A 23,236-nucleotide genomic window follows, 5' to 3' on the forward strand; every position below is an offset into this window, starting at 1 on the left:
AAATAACCAGGGGTGGGTTGTTGTTTTGTGGAATGACCTTATGGACTTACGGGTTGACTGTTTTCCCCATAGTAACTGCAACGATTATAAGTTTTTCTATACCATTATTTGTTATACTTCTTGCAATCCCTTTGCTAAACGAAAATGTAATTTGGCAAAGATGGATAGTAACTGTTATTGGCTTTGTTGGTATTGCTATTACTACCAAAGCTCATAGTGAAGATTTTAATCCTAAAATTCTTATTTTTATTGTATCTGCATTGATCTTTGCTATATTAGATATACTTAATAAGAAACTTGTAATAAAAGAGTCAGTAATAAGTATGTTATTTTATTCAGCTCTAACGACAACTATTTTTTCTACTCCACCTTTGTTATTTTATTGGCATATGCCTTCCTTGTTGGAGTTAGTATTACTGCTGATTTTAGGAATAAGTTCAAACCTAATTCTGTTCTTCATGTTAAAAGCTTTTGCTCTTACTGATGCTACTGCACTTGCACCGTATAGATACATAGAGCTAATAATTTCTGCAATAGTAACATACGTTATATTTAATGAATTACCTGATGAAAGTGCTTTATATGGTACTTTGATATTAATACCATCAACCTTATTTATAGCTTATTCGGAAGGTAAGGCAATTAAGAAAAATAATGTAACAACAAAAGTTTATAATTGTTAATGGTATTTATTTTAGATGCTAAGCTATATTTTTAAGGTGATAATAAAATGCACATAACTATTATAGGAGTAGGGTATGTAGGCTTAGTATCTGGTACAATGTTATCTGAGCAGGGCCATAAAGTTGATTGCATTGACATAAATACTGAGAAGATTGAACTTTTGAAATCAGGGAACATTCCTCTATATGAACCTGGATTAGCAGATTATTTAGAGAATAATATAAAGTCACAAAGGATAAGATTTTTCGATTCGTATTTTCAAATAAATCCCAATACAGAAGTAGTATTTATAACTGTAGATACTCCATCAGACTCCCTAGGAAATGCAAATTTAAAGAATGTATATAATGCAGTAAGTGAAGTTTCTGAGAGAGTTAATCAAGATTGCTTAATAGTGATAAAGTCAACTGTTCCTCCTGGTACTGCAGAAAATATATATAATTATTTATCTAATAAGGGCTATAACTTTGATTTGGGGGTTAATCCAGAGTTTCTCAAGCAAGGCTCTGCAGTATCAGATTTTTTATACCCAGATAGGATAATAATAGGAGTAAAAACTAAGCTAGCTAGAGCAAAACTAGAAGTTATATATAGATCATTTATAGATAAGAATATTCCGTTAATAGTCACTGATACAGTTACTGCTGAAATGATTAAATATGCTTCTAATGCTTTTCTAGCAACAAAGGTTGCTTTTATCAATGAGATGGCAGGTTTATGTGAGCTATTAGGAGCAGACATTGACCTTTTAGCTAACAGTATGGGAATGGACCATAGAATAGGTAAGGAATTTCTCAAAGCTGGTCCAGGATTTGGAGGATCATGTTTTCCTAAAGATTTGTCAGCTTTAATAAGGCTTGCTGAAGATCACAATGTCAAGCTACAAATTTTAAATTCAGTTAAGGAATCTAACTATAATCATATAACAAACATTGCTAAAAAGGTAGAATATGTATTAAATGGAGTCCAAAATAAAAAAATAGCAATATGGGGGCTAACTTTTAAGTCTGGTACTGATGATGTAAGAAATAGCCCAGCTATAGATATTGCACAATTGTTAGTGAATAACAAGGCTAAAATTACTGCATATGACCCAATGGGGATGGATAATGCTAGGCAAGTTCTAAAGGATATAGAATACGCGGACAATGCTATAGGGGCTGCAAGGGACGCGGAAGCCTTGTTATTGTTAACGGAGTGGAAAGAATTTAAAAATCAAGATTTTGCAAGTTTAAAGAGTATTATGGCTGCACCTAATGTTTTTGATTTCCGTAATTTATTAGATAGCGAGCTATTACTAAGATATGGTTACCATGTTTATTCCTTGGGTAAAAAATCTATCTACAAAGTTTAACTGTTGAGAAATTTTTTTGTATCCGTTCAGAGGTGTGGTTTAAGAAACAACAGCTAGCAGGTTTTGAAAAGGGTTTAATTCCTTTTGTTTCCAAGTCAGATACAACGAAATTATCCGCTCAAGAAATCTATTCCCTCGCTCTGACTGTGCAAAATATGAATTCTTACGATAGACAACATAATGCCGTATCTGTCGCTCAACATGGTTATTCGTTAATGGAATATTCTCTGGGTCATCCAAAAATGTCCACATCATTGACTCGGATTTTATAATACCCTTTACCGTTCGTGAAGCTCCTTTTGCTTCAAGTATATAAGATATTTTTATCATGCAGTACTGTATGTATCTTCGTAATTCTTTAGCTTGCTTAGTGAACTTTGAAATACTAATTTCATTTTCTGACAAAGCGTTTTTTAATACAAACAATCCATTAGCTGCGTCTTTTAAACAATGGCCAAGTCTCATTACTTCACTATTCCAACTATGAGATAACCTCTCGAAATTTCTCAATAAGTGAGCCCAACAAATTTGTCGTTTTTCATCACTGAAGTGGTTGTAAACTGCATATCTGTCAGTAATTACCAGGTTTTTGTAATCACAAAATGCACTATTCTTTAAAAATTTCATTCCTCTTGTATCTGCTAACTTCATAAGACTTGCTTTATTGTTGGCAAACATCCAGCACCATCCCAATTTGCCTTTGTTGTAGTGACTGGTTTCATCAATATGCAAAATTTCGCTTGCTTTTATTTCTTCCTCTATTTGTTCATAGGCTTCTTTACATTTTGACGAAACCCTTGCTTCACTATTGGACACACTACCAACACTTATACTCATGTTAAAGATGTCTTTCATAATATTCGCTATTTCTCGCTTTGAATTCTTATAAAACCCACTTAGTGATGCAACTACTGACTTAACTCTAGGACCAAAGGTATCCGGTGTAACTCCTTCTGGTAATTTGCTACTCCTTCTTTTTCCGCATTTACGACAGCGACCATGTTCTAATTGATACTCAACTACGTAAGGCTTAATTTCTGGTAAATCAACTTTTTGATAGACATATGGTTTTTCCGATATTGCGATTTCTTCACCACACTCGCATCTATTTGGTAACTCTACCTTCACCACCTCATCTGCTTCCATTTTAGCTCGGCAATTCCCCTTATGTCCAACTTGACCACCTATCTTCCTGCCGCCCTCTGACTTATCTTCTGGTGTGTCTTTTTTTATTTTGTACAGCTCTTTTGAACTTGGTAAAGATGAATTCCTTGAGTTTAAGCCGAGTCTCTCTCTTAGTTCAGCATTCTCTATTTCTAAGATTTTATTTTTTTCTTCAAGCTTTGCTACTTTCTGCTCTAAGTTTTTACATAACTCTACAATACTGATCAACAATTGAAGCATCTAGCCTTACTTTACTATCAACATTTTGTGTTATTACTACTTTAATATATTATGTCAATTGTTTTTTATCCTTGCCACACCTCTGAACGGATACATTTTTTTTACACCGCTTTACTTAGTTTTTTTAGATCTTTGCTTGATAGTATGGAAAAGCAAACGAGTGCAACAACAGAGCAAATGGAAAAAAATGAAAACATAATACTGTTACCACAGTGCTTAACAAGTACTCCTAAGAGCACGCATGAAAATATTGAACTTGCAATATACCCAAATAATCCTGTTAAGCTTACAATTGCACATACATTATTTTGTGGAGCAATTTCTACAGCTATAACACCTGTCAGTACTTGCACTCCAAATATAAAGAATCCTGATAAGATTGCACCAAGGTTCATAAGAATTATGTTTTGACCAAAGTTCATTGCAATAAAAGTGAGTGCTATACCCAACATATAAAGTGATGCCAGCAAGCTTCTATTTTGAAAGAAGTACATATCACTAATTCTTCCTGTTATTAAAGTTCCAAGGATTCCACCTAAATCATATACGCCTGTTATTAGTGAGGATTGTACAAGAGAAATTTGTAATTTATCCTTTAAAATTATAGGAAACCAAAAGAAGATTCCCATTTTTATAATATAAGCACAAAAAGTAGCACAACATAGAAACCATATGGAACTTGTTACCTTGATACCTATTTGAGATTTCTGCACCTTATAATAGGTAGTAAAGTTGGCACTTTCTTTGTAATATGCCTTTAATATTATATAAATTCCAAAAAGTAAGCATAAGAAACCAGAGTACAAAAATGCACTTTTTGCATCATATATTTTAATTATACTTGGTAATACAATTAAAGTAATACAAGAACCAAGTTGCTGAGATGCGCTCATAACTCCCCATGATGATGCAATTGAAGAGATGCTAGAGTTTGTAACCATAAACTTGGTAATAGCTGGCCAACCTAACCCTTGTGTCCAAGCTAATAATATTAATGTTAACAGTAATAAAGTTAGATTATTATATGATAAAGTTATACCAATGGTTAATAATCCAGTTGCAATATTGCATAGCCCAAACATAAATAATGGATTATTTTTGGAGTCCATGATTATTCCATTAACAAATTTTGATACTCCATAAAAAAAAGAAAAGCAGGCAAAAAAATAGCTTAATTTTACATGGTCAGTATCTATTAACAGTGGTAGAGCAATTGGTATACTTTGTCTTGATAAATAAAGCAGCATATATCCACAGAAGAATAGTAAATATTGAAAGAAGACAAAGTTCACACCTATTCCCAAATAGCTCTATGCAGATGCTAGCATAATACTATATTGGTATAATATTGTTTGACAAGAAGTTTGCAAACAATTAGTGCAGAAAATTACTTAGTATCTTTCTTATAGCAGATACAGTAGTATTAATATCTTCATAGCTTATATCTCTATGTGTTATAGCTCTGATTTTACCTTTGATGTTAGCCATTCTAATTCCATAATTTGTCATTAGTACGTTTATTAATTCTTGAGTAGATATACAATTAGTACGTAATGAAAAATACGCTATATTAGTTTTATACAGGTCGATATCAATTATAACTTGATCTATGGAGTCTAGGCCTTCTATAAGGTGCTGCATTTTTTTATGATCTTCTTCTAAAGAATTTACATTATTACGTAGAGCATATAAACATGCAGCTGAAATAATGCCAGCTTGGTGCATACCTCCGCCAATTTGAAACTTATAGTACCAAGCTTTTTCAATAAAATCTTCACTTCCAAGCAATATTGCGCCCATTGGAGCACCTAATCCTTTACTAAAATCAATGAATACCGAATCAAAATAACTTGCATACTCCTTTGGAGATATTTTAGTATGAGCACAAGCGTTGAACAGTCTTGCTCCATCTAAATGAGTGAATACGTCATTCTCTTTGCAGAGACTTGAGATCTCTTGAATATATTCTAAAGGCCACACAGCTCCACCACCAAAATTTGTCGTTTGTTCGATAGAAACAAGCCCAACTCTCGGAATATTTCTTAAACTAGGACGAGTAATAAACTCAACAATTTGTTCTCCAGTAAATATTCCTCTCGTACCTTTGATGGGCAAAGGAGTGGCATGTGCCTGGGCTGCGATCAAGCCAGATTGTACTATGAGCGGATGTGAAGTTTCATCAAGCAGCAAGTAATCACCAGGTCTTTGAATGTGTACTTTATAAGCAATTACATTGGACATCGTTCCTGAAATCAAAAAGATTCCTGCAGGTTTACCTAATATTTTACATGCGGTTGCCACTAATTCGTTCACAGTTGGATCTTCACATGCAGCTTCGTTTCCAACTTTTGCTTTAGCCATCGCTTCCCTCATTTTAGCTGAAGGGTCAGTGTTTGAATCGCTAAAGAAATCTATTTTTACTCTCATATTAAATTTAACACAACCTCCTTTATAATTTCAGCAGCTTTCATGATGTCTGTTTCCTTTGTGCCAAGATGGGTAACTGCTCTTATATGAGACTCGAGCCAAGGAAAAAGCAATAAACCATAAGCTTGGCACTTACTCAAGAAAACCTCATTAGTTACATTTAGTGCTTTTATACTAAAGCTTACTATATTAGTTTCTGGATAAGGTAGTACCAGTTTTATGTGTGGAATTTCCTTAATCTTGTCTGCAAACAGTTTGGCGAGTTTATTGTCTTCTTTAAGCCTAGAAATATTGTTCTGTAGTACATACTTTGCTGCATTAGCACAATACCCTATCTGATGATAACCACTACCTAGCCAAACCTGTAGCTTTTTAGCCCTTTCAATTATCTCTCTTTTACCCATAAGCATTGAACCAAAAGGAGCTCCAAGTCCTTTGGTAAAAGAAAAGCTCATTGTATCCACATATTTAGCATAATCTGCTAAAGCAATATTTGTTTCGACATGAGCATTAAATATTCTTGCACCGTCTAAATGAAGATTTACATTGTGAGCTTTTAAAAAGTGATATAACTCGACTTGTTTTTCAAAAGGATAAATTTTACCATTAAACCCGTTTATACTATTTTCTATAGAAACAAGACTCACCTGAGCAAAAATTTTGTACCTTGGCTTAGAATTAATAGCATATTCTACTTCATCAACATCTAAGATTCCGCTATTATTTCTAATACAATTAAATACGATATTATTTACTTTTGCATTGCCTGCGCTATCGAAAAAATTAACGTGATAATTATAATGAGTTATTAGTTCATCACCAGGACTTGTTTGACTGGCAATGGCTAATCTATTTGCAAGCATACCGCTGGTTACAAATAATGCTTCTTCTACTTTGAATAATTGTTTGCAATATTCTGATAAGTCATTACAGCTTTTGTCTTCACCATAAGCAAAATCTCCAACAGTTGCATTACTTATTGCATGTATAACGTTGGAGCTCTGCAGAGTTGTAGTGTCACTTCTCAGATCAATAATTTTTTCCATCTTATTTCTTGCCATTCAAACAACCAATTTGAGCATTCCAAAGTTCCTTGTAAAGACCTTGCTTAGAAACTAGTTCAGCGTGTTTACCATCTTGGACAATTTTTCCTTTGTTAAATACTAGAATTCGGTCCATGTGTAAAAGTGTAGAAATACGGTGTGCTATAGTAATCGTAGTTTTATTTTTCATCAGTTTAAATAAACTCATTTGAATTGTTTTTTCTGTTATAGAATCTAACTGACTAGTTGGTTCATCGAGAAATAATATTGGAGCGTTTTTTAAAAATGCCCTTGCTATTATTATTCTTTGTCTTTCTCCTCCAGATAGCTTGATGCCTTTTTCTCCGACTGTAGTTTCATATTGATCTGGTAGCGCCATAATGAAATCGTGAACACCAGCCAGCTTTGCAGCTCTCATTATTTCTTCGATAGTAGATTGAAGTTTACCATATATGATGTTTGCTAAAATAGTATCATGAAATAACAATGGGTCTTGAGGTATTACAGATATTTGTTGCCTCAAAGAACTCTGTGTAACTTCTGATACTATTTGATTATCAATCTCTATATTACCTTTTTTAACATCAAATAGCCTTAGGATTAAGTTTATAAAAGTAGATTTACCACCTCCAGAATAACCAACTAGGCCTACCTTTTCGCAAGGATTAATGGTAACTGAGAAATCTTGAAATAATGACTCCTGACCTTCATAAGAAAAAGAAACATTATTAAACGTTATTCTTCCACTTAATAAATTTAATTCTTTAGCATTTTCCTTATCTTGAATTTCTGGTACGGTATTCAAGATTGGCAATGCATCTGAAACTTTGCCGAAATGAGTAGAAAATTGGGTAAGATTCCTAGTTAGATGGTTAAGAAACTCTATAATCGATATATTAATTCCAAGTACAAGAGCAATATCTCCTATTGCGACCTTGTTCAATTGATAATCATGAATTAAAAAATACAAGTTTACTGCTTGGAGTATATCGAATGAATAGCCATATATAAACCAAAGACAAAAGTATGCCCATTGTAATTTTCTCTCTGCAATAGTTCTTTTCTTGCATATTTGAAAAAATTTGTGTCTCTCATGTGCTTGCTGAGAAAATAACCTTACTGATATAACATTTAAAATACTATCTGCTATACTAGCTATTACTTGTGAATTTTGTTTAGAGTAATTATCAGCTAGTTCAGTAAGTACACGAAAGCTGAAAATCGATACTAAAATAAAAATGCTTACCCAAGTGAATGTAGCGATTGCAAATTTTATGTTTACTAATGATAAGGTATAAATAGCTAAGACTAATGCTATGCTGTAACTGAAAAAACAATCTATAAGCAATCTTATTAACTCTATCACACTATCCATTAAGTTACTGACCTTATGTACTAAGCTTCCAGATAAATTGTTCTGATAATAGGAATGGTCTTGCTGGAGTAGCCTACAAAAAGACATATCAGCTATCTTTTGACGCATTAAGGTAAACATTCGAATGTCAACAAAATAGCCATAGAATCTAAAAGCAGTAGTGATAAGTAATGCCATACCAAGATAAGCGCTTACAGGTAATAAAAGATTTTCAATTACATTACCTTCCTGATATTTTACAGCTGTATCTAGAATATTTTTTACTAAATACTTTCTAAAAGACAAATCAACAGCTACCACCAGGGCAACTAAAGACATTATAAGTACATTAAGTTTGAATTTAGATACTATATTCAGGATGAACATCAATACACATTTGAAGCTATCAACTCTACTTCTGTTCATTTACAATGCTAGCTCCACTACGTTGACTTTTTTATTGAGAAATACAAGTAGTGAAAACCATAAATTTTTGTATATTTTTCCTGAGATGTCTCCAGCATCATGTAGTACTGATGCTTGATTTAGAATAAGCAGCTTATATAAATCTCGCTTAGCCTCAGTAGTGTCGATCTCAGAAATATTTGTAGTTGTGTCTATAATAAAGGCTAACCAGCTCTTGATAAGTTCTTCCATGTTTTTTGCTTTTATACTTTCCTGGTAGCCAAACAATGACAAGCATTCTCTCAGTATAGATTCTGTTAACTCACCACAATTGAGTATACCAAAAACTGAAGGCTGAGGTTTTGGCACATAGGGAAGGTCTTGATCTTTTATAATCCACCTTGTTACATAAGCAAATCTATCTTTAGCATCTGTATTTTTATCACTACCATGCCATAACCGTGAATCAAAAACTATCGCATCTCCTGCTGAAATAGGTAGTGACTTAATTTTGTAATTTTCTCGGTTGTTTGAGTACTGATCAAAAAAATATGGGTACCAAAAATCAACTAAAGGCTGTATTTCCCATTTATGACTGTTTTCTATAATTTGCAGTGCACCTGAAGTTTCACTGACATTATTCAAAGCTAACCAAACAGAAAAGTGGTAAGGATCATTGAAACTATAGGAGATGTCTTGATGGAAGGGAACTGCATCTATTAAATCAGCAGTTTTACATATAACATTTGATTTTTTCTGCAGTATCTGACACTGAAGTGACTTTTCAAGGTAATTTTTAATAATTTTATCTAATGCTTGAGAGATAATTCTAGTTACTTGAGATGACGTGCCCCATCTGCCGGTACAGTTTAAGTAGTCAGAAGTTGAAACACTTAGTTCTTGGGATAGCTTTGATATTTTATTTGTTATATCACTTAAAGACTGATTTATTAGTTCTAAAGGAACCAGATTTTTGATAATAAAAAAACCATTTTTTTGTAGTATTTCCATATGATTAATACCTGACATCAATGACTGACAAGTAATCTGTTAAAGGTACAACAGAAGAAATTTTGAATCCTTTTACTTGTTTGAGTATTTTTTCCCAATCGCTTAACGTTCTTAGTTTACCTCCTGTTTCAACCATTACATTAATATCTACAGAGCCTCCAGCTGGAGAGCGGTAATCTAAAATGGTTTCTATCAATAAAATACGAGATATTCCTTTGACCAATTTTAAATAAGATAATACTTTATCATCATCATAATGCTGCAGAAAGCGGCAAAAGACACCTAATTCATAATTTGTAGCTGATAGTTCTTTCTGAGTTATAAGTTTGACTTTTAAATTTTCTACTAACTGTCTTGGCACTTTATGTTCGTTATATAGGCCTATGGAACCTTTATTGTGTATACCAGAATAAGCAAGAAATAAAGAATGTACACCAAATAGCAATATATTCTTAGCATCATCTATATTAATTCTAGAATTAAACTCTTTAGTATCAAACCTAGAATATCCTAGCAATGCTTGGTAAAACGCTATTTTCTTATTTTCTGATGCTTCTCTTTCCTTAAAAGATTCAAATGAAGAGATTGACTTCTGTTTTAGTATATCGGCAATATTTAACCAATTCTTTTCAGCGGCAACTCTTGCCCACATCGTTGCTGCTTTTGGCAAAAATGGTATTCCCTTAAAACACTTACCTTTTGATGATAGTTGCCATAAGTCCTTGTCCTTATCGTAATCAATAAACCCTATTTCCCACAACGCCCTTAACAGCCTTTCTAGATTTGGTACGATAATGTTTAACTTTTTAGATAAAATCGGCATAGTTGCAGGTAAAATATTTAACAAATCAAGTTCAATAGCAACGTTTGTTAGGTACGTTTTCCAAAAGGCTGAAAGTTCTGCAGAAATCTTATGCACTTGAGATTCTTTACCTAAATCAAAAATATTAAACTTTACATTTCCGGTAATATCGATTTGTCCTAACACACCCTCAAAAGTTTCAACTTTTGCCATCCCATTATAGAATGCTTCTACCATTTTAAATCTCTGCTGGTAAACAGGATCACCATTAATATCTATATGAAACCAACCATGTTGATCTTCTGCAATAGAATATCCTTTATGAAAAACATTAAGTTTTTTATACCATTTATTATGTACTAACTTTCCATGATGATTAATATGTGTAGCTTTGCCATCCTTATAGACTACAGCGATACCATCCTTAAAATCTCCAACATAATCATATTCCTCTTGATAAATCCTGTTGCCATTTAAATTAATATGAAAACATTTATCATGTCTTCTAACTACACAAGCATCTTCCTGATAATTTCCAATCCATTGATACGACTGTTTGTATACTCTACATCCAGATGAATCAATATGGTAACACCCTGTATCATCTTCTACGGCCGCTCTATTAAAGTAGAATCCAAAAGTTTTTAGAAATCTATGATGATAAACTGCTTCTCCTCTCACATTGATATGATAAGCGCCTATCTGATCATAAACCGGTGCAAGACCGGGCTCATGAAATTTACCAACCTTTATAAACCTATTTTCATACAAAGGATTTCCTAGCAACTCGTGAAACCTCTCACACGGTGAAATTTTAATAGATCTAAGATTATCTTTGATTAATTGATCAAAGGTTTTCTCATGTTGCATGTTTTGCATAATTTGTAATTTAAATAATTCTTTTGTAAGCTTAGGTACTCACTACTCTGCCATATTTCCTCGAGTTTAACCTCATTAACATTACCAAAATTTCCTAATGTCTTACGGAGTTCATCTGGGGCACAGCAAGGACTAAACTTTCCTTCATTGTTTATCCATGCTTCTTTACCTAAAAATGGGCATTGACCACCTGGAGCCAAATCCTTAATACCTTCTTGAGAAAGGATTGTGAAATTTTCTAATTTTATCTTTTTACCATTTGGCAATAGCATATTATCTCTAAGTTCGTATAACCTTCTCACCTCCGTGTTCCATCTACTAATTGCTAATTCATCTCTTCTCATAGATAGATCCTGAATTTCCTCAAAATGTGCCCAAAGATGATGTCCTTTGACTCTATCTATGCCGTTCTTTATGGCCATCTTAACTATGTCATAGAGTTCATGTAAATTACTTTCCAAAAATGTTAATTGTAAAGTAACGGTACACCTTTCACCTGTATCGCTAAAGTATTTATCTCTAACTTCAAGGAAAGTTTTTAAATTTTCTGTCACTACTTCCCATTTTGAACCTTTCATGATTCTTTCATGAGTTTCTTTAGTTGCCCCATTCCAGGAAATCTTAACATCAGATAAAATTGGTACCAATAGTTCAGCCCATTTTCTAGCTCCTTTAATAGGAAAAGAACCATTAGTTGTTAGGTTAAGCTTCAAACCAAACTCATGGCACAAATTGATTATTTCATCAAAGCTTTTGTACATTAAAGGCTCACCCATAGTAGAAGGAATGATTTCCTTTAAAGGTGTGCCAGCTGCTTCCTTAATTACTTTTCTGATAGTTTCTATCGACAATATCTTAGGTTTTATTCCTTTAGCTTTCTTTTCTTCTTTAACTTTGCTGTATGGTGAAAAACATTCGCACATTATACAAGCAAAATTGCAGTAGTCTGGATTAGTATCAAAAGTAATTCTCCAAGGACCGGGTTTCACAGCTACTGATTTGCCTTTCTTTTCAATAGCATTACGGTAAATCTTGTTAAGTTTCTCAGTATGCTCACTTATAGAAGGTATATTTCCATTTTCAGTATAAGGATAGCCTTTTTGGGTAAGTTTATTGTATAACTCCTGATTTGTAGATAGGACTTGCATTTTTTCTGACAAACTACTTGCATCTCTGTGCTTAAATAATAGTCCATCTCTTACATATTCTGCCATGCCACCATAATCGGCTGTTATAACTGGTATTCTAAGTTGCTGTGCTTCATGTATTACTAACGGTGAATTTTCACCCCAAATTGAAGGAACGACTATTGCGTCAACTTTATTAAATACGTCAGTAACTATATTCTTATTATCATAACTTCCCATCCACTCTATTCTTTCTTTAACAACAGGTGAAAACTGATCGGCAATCGCTTTTAAAGCTTTAGTTTCTTCTCTTGCTGCTCCCCAAATTCTAAGTTTTGCTTTAGATGATAAGTGAGAAAAAGCTTTCAATAATAGATCAACACCTTTTTCGGGAGTATGAGTACCAATATAACCGAAAATAAACTCTTTTTCTTGTGCTCTATTTCTATTCTTAAGACGATTGAGATCAAAACCATAATCAAGATAAGAAATTTTGTTTATCGGAACATTAAAATCCTGAGTAAATTTGTCCATCAAGAATTTCGATGGGGAAATAAAGTAATCTATATAGTCTATTATTTTCCTTGTGTGCTTCATTCTAGTTGCAACCCATTGTTCCCAATAATTTATGTCTAAATTCAGGAATTCTTCATCTCCTGTAAAATATCCTTTGTAACATTGGGTTGCACATTTTTGATCCTTTTGTCCATCACAAAGCCGTAACAAATCTTCAGAATTGCGTTGAATAAACCTTCCTCTTGGACACATTAACCAAAAGTCATGTAGCGTAAAAATTGTAGGTATATTTTCTTTAAAAGCAATTTCTGGTAAAGTAATTGATAGATGATTAAGATGACCAAAATGTATAAGATCTGGCTGAAAGTTATCTATTACTCTTTTAAATTGTATATCTACTTCTTCATTGATAAATTTGTAACGATATTTAGCTATGGGTATATTAATTAAATGCAGTAAGATTCGAGAATCACTACGATCTAGGACTGTAGTGTAATAAAAATCAGGTAAAAAGCTATTTTCATACCTAGTAAATACTTGTACCTCATTGTTATTTGCTAGTTCATGAGCAAGAGTTTGGCTATAAACCTCTGAACCAGCACTATAATAAGGAGGGTAACCATGAATAACTTTTAATATTTTCATATATTACCATATCTATATTGTTAGGATATTCTTGTGTATTGTTTTGTAGACTTTTTATAAATTTACTTAATCCTACTTCTAATGAATGTTTTGGAGACCAACCAAGTAGCTCTTTAGCTCTAGTAAAATCACCATAGAACTTAGTTACGTCAAAATTTCTTGGAGGATAAAAATCAATTCTAGAATCACTTTTCGTGACTTTTAATATTGTTTTTGCTAAGTTTTCTAAAGTACATGGGCTATTAGTAGTAAGATGAATAGCAGGAAGAGAAGATTTTTCGCTTTGTAAATATTTAACAGTTAAGCATATACCCTCTATAACATCATACAAATAGGTAAAATCAAAAACACATTCTTTACCTTCTATTTTAATTGGATCACCTCTTAATGCATTAATACAGAGTGCAGGAATTACTCTACTGTTATGATCTAGTAAACCACCGTATACATTTGAAAAGCGTAATATTGCTACATTAAAATCTTTTGAACTTGTTATTTGTTCCTCAATAAATGCTTTACCTTTGGCATAATTATTTATTGGATCGATACTAGCAGATTCTGTAACTGGCAGTTCCTTCTGCTCTCCATAGACTTCCCTACTACTTGCATATATAAACCATGGTTTATTTGGAAGTGACTTACATAACCCTAAAAACCGCATTGTACCATCAACATTAATTTTTTGACACAGTGTAGGATAAAGTTCACCATGTATAACTCGAGAAATTGCAGCCAGATGAATAATTCCTGTACACTTAGCAAGTAGTGGTACTATATCTTCTGAAAAAAAACTGAGTGGATTGTTGCAAAACCTAATATCGCAGCTTATTACTTCATGGCCTTGGTTTTCTAACTTTTTCACCAAGGTCGACCCTATCAAACCTGCAGCACCTGTTATTAATATCCCCATGTATACCCTCTACTACAACTAGGAAAATTTGTCGTACCAATTATCTTACAAGTAAGAATCAAAAGGTATTATAAAACCAGTATAAAACAAATGTCAACTTAAATTAATGAATAAAAAAATTTAGTTATGAAAGAAGAATTGGCTGCCTTCTTTCTTGAAAATAGTGTTCGGCTTTAATCAAATCCTCTTTATTATTTACTCCCATTGCTTCTTTTTCATCAGAAACTACATAACCTACACTCAAGTTATTGTTTGCTGCAATGGGTACTATATCATTAAGACAATATTCATTGGTCGAATTATTAAATTTTATTTCTTTTACTAAGGTAAAAAGATCTTTAGCATATGAAACTATTATTCCAGAGTTTGCAAGAAGCATTTTATCGCCATTTTTTAGGATTTTTTGAACATTTCCGTAATTATCAATTACTAACCTTCCATATTGTTCATCTTGACTATTGAATCCAAGAAGAACTAAATTATTATACTTTAGACAATCAGTCATCTTCATAACTGTATCACTAGATATAAATGGAGTGTCCCCATACTGTATTAAAACCATATCTTGATCAGATAACTTCTCCAGATTTTCTAGGGCAATTTTAACTGCAGTGCCAGTACCTGTAATATCTTCTTGAACTATTAGTTTTATATTGTATTGATCGATTATACTTTTTAGGGTATCAAACCTTTGTAAATCTTTTAGAAGAGACTCATTAACAACAATTGATAAGCTTTTTAGACTCAGCGATTTTGCATTAGAAATTATATGCTCTAAAAGAGTAAGATTTCCCACTTGGTGCAACGCTTTTGAATATTCAGAATTCATTCTACTGCTCTTTCCTGCTGCTAATATTATCAAAATGTTACTCATACATAACTCAGGAATTAATTAGGTAGTAAGTTAATTTATAATTAATAAGATGTAAAGTCCACTTTGATTTTCTAGAGGAAGATAACTAACATCGAACAGACAAAATTCGTTAAATTAGCATCTGTAGTAATTCTTAGCAGTTCTTAAGTAAAATTTTAGAAAGAGACGCACCATAGTTATAATTGAGTGTGTGCTACTTTCAAGTATGGTTTTTATTGATGAAACCTCTTAGACCACTCTGTTTGAAATAAGGTAACTACTGCTTAATTCACCAAAAAGTCTGTAATTAAGTTTTAAAGCGAGTGTGCCCACCAACCCAATCGATTGTACCTCTTTAGCGCCTGTAATGCCCTTTAAAATTTGAATAAAAGGTACTTTTACTAATTCTATTAGTATAGAATAAACGTGTGCATAACCCTATAGTCATTGTTATTTATTGTAAAGAAAATTTTGTATGAAGGTTTTTTAGAAAACTCACTTACCCCTCTTAAATGTTCTCAACATCCTGAAAATTTGAATAAATGAAAACATAGGCTGTTTGTAACAAAAAAGTAATTGCTATTTTCAGAAACTTTTGGGAACGTTCAAAAAAGTGTGTCAAACCGAGAAGTAAAGTAATAAATTGATATAAAAAATGGAGGTTTGATATGAGTCAAGCAAATAGAACTAATGGGTTGGTAGATTATAAAGAATTAGAAACAAATATCCTGTCATCTATACGAGAAGGAAAACCATTGACAGGAAAAGATGGAGCATTAACACCGTTTATAAAAAGGTTGCTAGAGGCAAGTCTGGAAGGTGAAATAGAAAACCACATGTCAGCTAAAAGTGAAGAAAATAACCGAAGAAATGGGAGAAACGCAAAAACTTTACGCACGAGTGGAGGCTCATTTGAGCTGCTAACACCAAGAGATAGGGAGGGAAGTTTTGAACCACAAATAGTTAGAAAAAGGCAAACAAGCCTACATCCAGAACTTGAAGCAAAGGTATTAAGTACATACGCCAGTGGCATGGGATACAGAGACATAGCTTCACACGTTGAGGAAATATATGACCACAAAATATCAGCAGCAGAGATATCCAGTATTACTGATAAACTGCTACCAATAATCAATGAATGGCGCAGCCGTCCACTGCAATCAGTATATCCAATAGTGTTCATGGATGGCATGTTTTTTAAGGTTAAGGAGGATGGACATTGTGTAAGCAAGTGTATGTATAACATATTAGGCATAGATCAAAATGGCAGAAAAGAAGTATTAGGTTTTTATTTGGCTGAAAGTGAGGGAGCTAATTTCTGGTTGGGAGTGCTAAATGACCTCAAAGAAAGAGGAGTAGAAGATATTCTAATTGCCTGCATTGATGGGCTAAAAAGCTTTTCTACAGCTATAAATAGTATATTTCCTAAAGCAGAAGTACAACTATGTATAGTGCATCAGATAAGGAATTCACTGAAATATGTATCTAGCAAAGATGTAAAAGTTTTCATGAATGATTTGAAAAAAATATATCGTGCTTCAAGTAAAGAAATTGCCGAAAATTATTTGCTTGAACTGGAGGAAAAATGGGGCGAAAAGTATCCATTAGTCATAAAATCTTGGCAGAATAATTGGGAAAATTTGTCCAGTTATTTTAAGTATTCAGGTCCTGTTAGGAGGCTAATTTATACCACTAATCCTATTGAGGGACTGCACAGACAGATTAGAAAATTTACTAAAACCAAAGGCTCATTTACTAATACAAATGCCTTGTATAAACAGGTATATTGTGCTATAAAAAAAGTAGAGCAAAAATGGGCTATGGCTTTACCTAATTGGGCTTTAACTATATCTCAACTTGATATCTTTTTTCCTGATAGATTAAAAATTGAGTTGAATTAAAAATACGGTTTGACACACTTTTTTGAACGTTCCCAGGGAATAGATTTCTTGAGCGGATAATTTCGTTGTATCTGACTTGGAAACAAAAGGAATTAAACCCTTTTCAAAACCTGCTAGCTGTTGTTTCTTAAACCACACCTCTGAACGGATACCATATTTGTCTCTAGCATTAGTGCTAGCACCTTTATTGACTAGACATTTCATTACATTCAAACTCCCACTCCTAGCAGCAATATGCAACAAAGTTTGACCGTGATTGTCCTTAACATTAAGAGTTTTTACAAATTCACTAGAGTAATGTTTTTCTATATGTGCTATTATTGCACTAATTGCTTTACAATCACCACTTTCAGCAAGCAAGTGCAAAGTGGTGCTTTTCCTTATAAACAGTGGTCCTCCATATACATAAGATGAGTTAAAGTAAAAGTCATCAATCAACTTACCGTATTTACTTGCATATCCCCAAATAGAGACAATATGACTTATACTGTCTTGTGCTATATTACCACCGTTTATCAATTCTAGAGCTTTTCTCAAAATTTCTTCTTCTCGGCCTTCTTTTTGTAATTTTAATCTTGTTACTTCCTGCACCAGTCTGTGAATGTTTACTACTCCTTCACTTAAGTTAACCATCGAATATCTATCGAGTAACTTAACAGCATTCCACAGCTTTTCTTCATCATCTGCTATTAATTTTGAAAAGATTTCTTCTATATGAATCTTGTCAGGAGCAAGGTAGGCCATTATCTCCAGAATATTCAACGTTTCACAGCCGTATTCTTTTTGTATATGTGTCATCGTAATGGTACAAGTTATTGAAACTGCTTCAGCATAACAATCTTCATCTTTACAAACTCCTTCTTTAAGTGATTTTCCTGTGTACCGTTGACACTCCTTTAAGTAATCACTTATCTCAAATCTTCCACAACCTCTCAACTTTGATTCTTTATTTTTGTTGCGAATGTACACTACCACTTGCTTTAAAGCCAAGGGCAAATACTGCAGCTTTTCCATTAGCTCTTTTATTTCCTTATCCTGTAAAGGGTCATCTATATTTAAGGACTTCTTAATAAATCCCAAAGCCTCCGTTTTATTGAATATATCTAACTTTATTACTTCTATATCTCCTCTTGCTTCCCACTTATTATCACGAGAAGTAATTAAAACATAAGGTTTTTTATAGTCAGGATATAAAGACAGTGGTAAAAATTTACTGATGTCTTTATATTCTCTTGCATTATCGAAAATAAAAAGACTTTTTACATCTTTAAAATATCTATATACACTCTTAATAATAGATCTGATTCCCTTTTCTTGTTCAGTATCTTCATCTGTAATAAAAATTTTCGAACCTTCAGGTAACCTTCTATTTAACTCCTTAGCTAATCCTTTAAACGATTCTTCAAGATCCTTTTGTGTTCCTGCATTTACCCATACAAGATTACCATCATAATGCTCTTTATATTCACAAGCATATTTTCTGGCTAACTCACTCTCCCCTACTCCTTCAGAACCGCCAATAACAACAATCCGCGATATTGCCATTGGTTTGTCAGTGCTTTTATGCAGCCTATCATATATTTCTTGCAATTCATTTTTTCTTCCAACAAACATTTCAACCGGATGTTTTATATTAAACTGAATAGGTTTCCCTACCCGCTTGTTATCCTGTGTCGTTACAGCCACATATATTTTATGTAGTGTTTTACTATCCTTATGTTGTTGTTTTATTACTTTATCAATTCTTTCATTCTTTTCTTTTACTCCTTGTTCTATCTTACCTAAAGTACTAGCCCACAGCTCAACTTCTCGAAAAAGTTCTTCTCCTTCTTTGTACGAAAGAGGACGCGCTTTTATATCTTTTACCCAGTCTGATATTTTTTTTAGAAGATTATTACAAAAGATTTGATTGTCACCAATATAGTCGAACTTTTTGTTCAACCTACTACTCAACTTACCTAGCAATAATTTTCTTAGCTGAGCTTCATGGGGTAAGTTAACGACGAACACCAGTTCATTTAAAAAGTCCTCTATCTCTTTATTGCTGACTTCCTTGCCTATCTCACGCTTTATAAAATCCATATTTTGTTTCAAGTATTGAGCAACACTACCACCTGAATCACTAATTCTATATCTTGCACTATCACCTATATCCAGAAACTCATCTTTTGTGTCTATCCTTACAAATGAAAGTTCTTTTCCTTTATTTTCTCCACTTAACATTGCTCTTAGGTTTCTTACTTCGTGTTGTATTGAATATGGTGAATCAAGATCCATATTCGTAGCAAAAAGAAAATGCTTTATTCCATCACTAAACTTTGCACTATTTTTGATTTTTAAATAGGCAAGGAAAAGTTTTAAAATACTAAACTTACCACTTTTTGTTAATAAGCTACTTACACTGATTTTTTTAGTTCCATTTTGGTTGTGCTTAACTTGTATAAACTTATGTACTATATCTTTATTTTGCTCATGCCAAACAACAATGTCATCAAAACCTTGAGCTGACTCTAACTCTGTGTCTATGGAGAAAGAACATTCTTTACCCATCTTAGACATGAGAGATGTTATATCCATCTCATGCATTAGAGATATTACGATCAATAACTCTTGAAAGGCAATACCATGGTAAATGCGTTTGAAACCCCAAGTAGAATCATCTTCTAGATACATTACCCCTGTTTTTACCCTAATCTTTCACTCAAAACCAAGTTTACGACATCAGGGCTGGCTTTTCCCTTGGTAAGTTTCATGACTTCGCCGACAAAGAATCCATATAGTTTTGTTTTACCGCTTTTGTATTCTTGAACTTTATCTTGGTTGCTATTGATGATTGTGTCGATAACTTCTGCTATTTGACCTCTATCGGTTATTTGTTTTAGGTCCTGCTCTTCTATGATGAGAGATGCCGGTTTGCCAGTTTCAAACATAATATCAAAAACTTGCTTGCCGAGCTTAGCAGAGATCGTTCCATCAACGATAAAGTCAAGGAGCTCGGATAAAGCATCTGCTTTAATTGGAGAGCTAACAATATCAATATTTGTTTTATTTAAACGACCGAAAAGCTCGACGGTTAACCAGGTAACTGCAATCTTTGAATCATGCTTTTTTGCTAATTTTTCAAAATAATCGGCAATTTCTTTATCAGAAGTGATAACGTCTGCATCATATTCATTGATACCTAATTCCGCTATGTATCGAAGTTTTTTTTGATCTGGCAACTCGGGTAAAGATGATTTAATAGAATCAATTTTGTCTTGGCTTATTTCAACAGGTAGCAAATCAGGTTCAGGGAAATATCTATAGTCACTTGAATCTTCTTTGCTTCTCATCACTTTTGTTTTTCCTAAAGTGACATCAAACAATAAGGTATCTTGACTTATTTCTCCTCCGCTTTCCAAAATTTTGATCTGCCTTTGTGCTTCATAATCTATAGCTTGTACAATATAACGTATTGAATTTAAGTTTTTTATTTCACAACGAGTGCCAAATGTGCTACTGCCCTTTGGGCGAACAGAAACATTTGCATCACAGCGAAGTGACCCCTTTTCCATATCACCATCACATGAACCGATGTAACGCAAAATCTGCCTCAATTTTTTCATGAATTCTGCAGCTTCTGCAGATGAACGAAGATCTGGCTCTGAAACAATTTCCATTAAAGCAACACCTGCACGATTTAAATCTATGTAAGTTTTGCTTTCTTCATGAATACTCTTTCCTGCATCTTGCTCTAAGTGAATTCTTGCGATTCTTATTTCTTTTTCATTATTATTGATAAAAACTTTGCCATTTTTAACTATTGGCTCAAAGAACTGGGTTATTTGATAACCTTGTGGTAAATCGGGATAAAAATAATTTTTCCGGTCAAAGTAAGAGCATTTATTAATTTCTGCAGAAATTGCAAGTCCGGTGCATATTGCTTGCTCTATGCAGCTATAATTTAATACTGGTAGTGTACCTGGCATTGCTGCATCAACTAGAGAAACTTGAGTATTGTGCTCAGTGCCAAATTCCGTTAGTGAACTAGAAAATAGCTTTGTCTTAGAAGAAACCTGAGCGTGTACCTCAAGTCCAATTACTGTCTCCCAGTTTTCTTTTGTCATGTATTTTATTCAATTAATAACTTTATATTCTGCAAACTAGCACAAAAAGTCAAATAAAACTCATTTAACCTATGATCCAAGAGCGGTGTATATCAATAATATAAGAGTTACTACAGTTTCTATTGACTAGGCTGTTATATAATAAAGTTAAGTGCTGCCAAAAAATATCTATAGTAGGCCAAAACATAATTTTGATGGCAACTGATTAGCTAACAAATTTATAAACATCAGTATATAGTTCATCAACGCCTGGCTCTTTACTATTTTTAGCAAAATCTTCTGACTTTTTTACTAAATCTCGTATTTCCTTATCAATAGCTTTGCATTCTTCATCAGAAGCGATTTTATTGTCTGTTATATACTGCTTTAAGGTGCTTATAGGATCATGATTTTGCTTCATATCTTCAACTTCTTCTTTTGAGCGATAAGTAGCAGGATCTGACATCGAATGGCCACGATATCTATATGTCTTCATTTCAAGCAAGAGAGGTCCTTTTCCCCCACGTACGTGCTCAGCTATTTCACTTGTTATCTCATAGACAGAGAAAAAATCCATTCCATCAACTTGTTTTCCAGGAATACCAAAACTCTCTCCTCTTTTATATAGTTCAGTTACTAAAGTTGATCTTTGCACAGAAGTTCCCATTGCGTATTCGTTATTTTCTATGATATAAACCACAGGTAACTTCCACAAAGATGCCATATTAAATGATTCATATACTTGTCCTTGATTTGCAGCACCGTCACCAAAATATGTGAATACAACGTTATCTTTTTTCTTGTATTTATTAGCAAATGCTATTCCTGTACCAATTGGGACTTGTGCACCTACTATTCCATGTCCACCAAAGAAATTTTTTTCAACATCAAATATGTGCATGGAGCCACCTTTACCTTTTGAACACCCTGTTTCTTTGCCGTTTAGTTCTGCCATCACAACATTCGGATCAGAATTACATGCAAGCATTAAGCCATGGTCTCTATAGCTTGTGATAAAAGCATCACCAGATTTTGATGCAGCTTGAGTCCCAACTGCAACTGCTTCTTGCCCTATTGATAAGTGACAGAATCCGCCTATTAATCCCATTCCGTATAATTGTCCTGCTTTTTCCTCAAATCTGCGTATGAGAAGCATTTTTCTGTAGAATCCAATCACCTGTTCTTTAGTGAAATTTTCTGCTTTCATATTGACTTTCTTTTATTAAATTGAGATCATACCAGAAATTTTTAACATTTTATAATACTATCTATATGGACTACTATCACTGGCTTGAAGCTTTTCACGTTATCTCTGTAATTATGTGGGTGGCAGGTATGCTCTATTTGCCAAGGCTTTATGTTTACCATGCATCTGTAAAACCAGGGTCAGAAAATGACAGCTTACTTCAAATAATGGAGAAGAGACTCCTTAGATATATCATAAACCCTGCAATGCTTTTCTCCCTTAGTTTTGGAATTATGCTAATGATTATTAGGGAAGCATATCGCGAAGGGTGGTTTCATGTAAAAGCGCTAGCATTATTCTTAATGTTTGCTATTCATGTCCTACTTGCAAAACATAGGAAAAATTTTGCAGTGGGCTTGAATAAGAAAACTCACGTTTATTTTCGTGTTTTAAACGAAGCAGTAACAGTGTTAATAATAATTATAGTTATTATGGTTATTGTAAAACCTTTTTGATTTTCTAGCCTAATGCTGAACCATTGAATGGAGTATAAGAATTGTTACTAAATAGTTTATTCTGATGTTCCATAGTCTAAGTAAAGTACTTAAGGTATAGATTCTTTGTTTTTGTGTGTTATCCTGGTTAACAAG

General features: G+C 33.2%; 16 protein-coding genes and 1 pseudogene. 4 read left to right on the plus strand and 13 right to left on the minus strand.

Annotated elements, in window-relative coordinates; all coding sequences use genetic code 11:
• Positions 1-683, plus strand: a 683-nt coding sequence (locus OM962_RS06260) for a DMT family transporter (protein ID WP_264331184.1), incomplete at its 5' end; no start/stop codon positions are given.
• A gap of 47 nt (positions 684-730) precedes the next feature.
• Positions 731-2,038 (plus strand): UDP-glucose dehydrogenase family protein, encoded by a 1,308-nt coding sequence (locus OM962_RS06265; RefSeq protein ID WP_264331185.1) that lies wholly within the window; start codon positions 731-733, stop codon positions 2,036-2,038.
• A 39-nt stretch (positions 2,039-2,077) separates the two neighbouring features.
• Here the strand turns inward: OM962_RS06265 and tnpC are convergent, their stop codons facing one another.
• The 10 genes from tnpC to OM962_RS06315 form a co-directional block, all read right to left on the minus strand.
• Positions 2,078-3,430: an IS66 family transposase gene (gene tnpC / locus OM962_RS06270; RefSeq protein ID WP_264330462.1), complete on the minus strand. Its 1,353-nt coding sequence runs from the start codon at positions 3,428-3,430 to the stop codon at positions 2,078-2,080.
• A gap of 113 nt (positions 3,431-3,543) precedes the next feature.
• Positions 3,544-4,689 carry an MFS transporter gene (locus OM962_RS06275; protein ID WP_405196980.1) on the minus strand — a complete coding sequence of 382 codons (1,146 nt, stop codon included), beginning with the start codon at positions 4,687-4,689 and terminating at the stop codon, positions 3,544-3,546.
• 127 nt (positions 4,690-4,816) lie between these two features.
• A complete protein-coding gene (locus OM962_RS06280; protein ID WP_006280070.1) occupies positions 4,817-5,869 on the minus strand; it encodes a threonine aldolase family protein in 1,053 nt (350 codons plus the stop codon).
• On the minus strand, positions 5,866-6,915 hold the full coding sequence (locus OM962_RS06285; protein ID WP_264331021.1) for a threonine aldolase family protein: 1,050 nt from the start codon (positions 6,913-6,915) through the stop codon (positions 5,866-5,868). Before OM962_RS06285 ends, OM962_RS06280 begins: the two co-directional genes overlap by 4 nt.
• A 1-nt stretch (position 6,916) precedes the next feature.
• Positions 6,917-8,692: an ABC transporter ATP-binding protein gene (locus OM962_RS06290; RefSeq protein WP_264330992.1), complete on the minus strand. Its 1,776-nt coding sequence runs from the start codon at positions 8,690-8,692 to the stop codon at positions 6,917-6,919.
• Positions 8,693-9,682, minus strand: a complete 990-nt coding sequence (locus tag OM962_RS06295) for a phytanoyl-CoA dioxygenase family protein (protein WP_319606758.1) — start codon at positions 9,680-9,682, stop codon at positions 8,693-8,695.
• Positions 9,683-9,686: 4 nt separating this feature from the next.
• On the minus strand, positions 9,687-11,363 hold the full coding sequence (locus tag OM962_RS06300; protein ID WP_264330990.1) for a WG repeat-containing protein: 1,677 nt from the start codon (positions 11,361-11,363) through the stop codon (positions 9,687-9,689).
• Positions 11,324-13,651, minus strand: a complete 2,328-nt coding sequence (locus OM962_RS06305) for a glycosyltransferase (RefSeq protein ID WP_264330989.1) — start codon at positions 13,649-13,651, stop codon at positions 11,324-11,326. Before OM962_RS06305 ends, OM962_RS06300 begins: the two co-directional genes overlap by 40 nt.
• Positions 13,608-14,561, minus strand: coding sequence for an NAD-dependent epimerase/dehydratase family protein (locus OM962_RS06310; protein WP_264330988.1), 954 nt, complete (start codon positions 14,559-14,561; stop codon positions 13,608-13,610). Before OM962_RS06310 ends, OM962_RS06305 begins: the two co-directional genes overlap by 44 nt.
• Positions 14,562-14,685: 124 nt before the next feature.
• Positions 14,686-15,435 (minus strand): NTP transferase domain-containing protein, encoded by a 750-nt coding sequence (locus OM962_RS06315; RefSeq protein WP_151807609.1) that lies wholly within the window; start codon positions 15,433-15,435, stop codon positions 14,686-14,688.
• A gap of 647 nt (positions 15,436-16,082) precedes the next feature.
• Between OM962_RS06315 and OM962_RS06320 the strand changes: the two genes are divergently transcribed.
• On the plus strand, positions 16,083-17,315 hold the full coding sequence (locus OM962_RS06320) for an IS256 family transposase (protein ID WP_264330447.1): 1,233 nt from the start codon (positions 16,083-16,085) through the stop codon (positions 17,313-17,315).
• A 153-nt stretch (positions 17,316-17,468) separates the two neighbouring features.
• On the opposite strand, the pseudogene OM962_RS06325 reads toward OM962_RS06320, so the two are convergent.
• The 3 genes and pseudogenes from OM962_RS06325 to pdhA all read right to left on the minus strand — a co-directional run.
• Positions 17,469-19,988, minus strand: a pseudogene (locus OM962_RS06325) (ankyrin repeat domain-containing protein); the annotation flags it as partial.
• Positions 19,989-19,999: 11 nt separating this feature from the next.
• Positions 20,000-21,421 carry an Asp-tRNA(Asn)/Glu-tRNA(Gln) amidotransferase subunit GatB gene (gene gatB, locus OM962_RS06330; protein WP_264331187.1) on the minus strand — a complete coding sequence of 474 codons (1,422 nt, stop codon included), beginning with the start codon at positions 21,419-21,421 and terminating at the stop codon, positions 20,000-20,002.
• A 205-nt stretch (positions 21,422-21,626) separates the two neighbouring features.
• Positions 21,627-22,607, minus strand: a complete 981-nt coding sequence (gene pdhA, locus OM962_RS06335; RefSeq protein WP_264331188.1) for a pyruvate dehydrogenase (acetyl-transferring) E1 component subunit alpha — start codon at positions 22,605-22,607, stop codon at positions 21,627-21,629.
• Between the two features lie 65 nt (positions 22,608-22,672).
• On the opposite strand from pdhA, the gene hemJ reads away from it, so the two are divergent.
• Complete coding sequence (gene hemJ / locus OM962_RS06340; RefSeq protein ID WP_012481732.1) at positions 22,673-23,101, plus strand: protoporphyrinogen oxidase HemJ; 429 nt, start codon at positions 22,673-22,675, stop codon at positions 23,099-23,101.
• Positions 23,102-23,236 lie beyond the last annotated feature (135 nt).

The organism is Wolbachia endosymbiont (group B) of Erebia ligea (assembly GCF_947179575.1).
Lineage (GTDB): Bacteria > Pseudomonadota > Alphaproteobacteria > Rickettsiales > Anaplasmataceae > Wolbachia > Wolbachia pipientis_C.

Coding starts and splice junctions, on each gene's coding strand:
- OM962_RS06265 (WP_264331185.1), top strand. CDS start 731: ATGCACATAACTATTATAGGAGTAGGGTATGTAGGCTTAGTATCTGGT.
- OM962_RS06275 (WP_405196980.1), bottom strand. CDS start 4,689: ATGCTGCTTTATTTATCAAGACAAAGTATACCAATTGCTCTACCACTG.
- OM962_RS06280 (WP_006280070.1), bottom strand. CDS start 5,869: ATGAGAGTAAAAATAGATTTCTTTAGCGATTCAAACACTGACCCTTCA.
- OM962_RS06285 (WP_264331021.1), bottom strand. CDS start 6,915: ATGGAAAAAATTATTGATCTGAGAAGTGACACTACAACTCTGCAGAGC.
- OM962_RS06290 (WP_264330992.1), bottom strand. CDS start 8,692: ATGAACAGAAGTAGAGTTGATAGCTTCAAATGTGTATTGATGTTCATC.
- OM962_RS06295 (WP_319606758.1), bottom strand. CDS start 9,682: ATGGAAATACTACAAAAAAATGGTTTTTTTATTATCAAAAATCTGGTT.
- OM962_RS06300 (WP_264330990.1), bottom strand. CDS start 11,363: ATGCAAAACATGCAACATGAGAAAACCTTTGATCAATTAATCAAAGAT.
- OM962_RS06305 (WP_264330989.1), bottom strand. CDS start 13,651: ATGAAAATATTAAAAGTTATTCATGGTTACCCTCCTTATTATAGTGCT.
- OM962_RS06310 (WP_264330988.1), bottom strand. CDS start 14,561: ATGGGGATATTAATAACAGGTGCTGCAGGTTTGATAGGGTCGACCTTG.
- OM962_RS06315 (WP_151807609.1), bottom strand. CDS start 15,435: ATGAGTAACATTTTGATAATATTAGCAGCAGGAAAGAGCAGTAGAATG.
- OM962_RS06320 (WP_264330447.1), top strand. CDS start 16,083: ATGAGTCAAGCAAATAGAACTAATGGGTTGGTAGATTATAAAGAATTA.
- gatB (WP_264331187.1), bottom strand. CDS start 21,421: ATGACAAAAGAAAACTGGGAGACAGTAATTGGACTTGAGGTACACGCT.
- pdhA (WP_264331188.1), bottom strand. CDS start 22,607: ATGAAAGCAGAAAATTTCACTAAAGAACAGGTGATTGGATTCTACAGA.
- hemJ (WP_012481732.1), top strand. CDS start 22,673: ATGGACTACTATCACTGGCTTGAAGCTTTTCACGTTATCTCTGTAATT.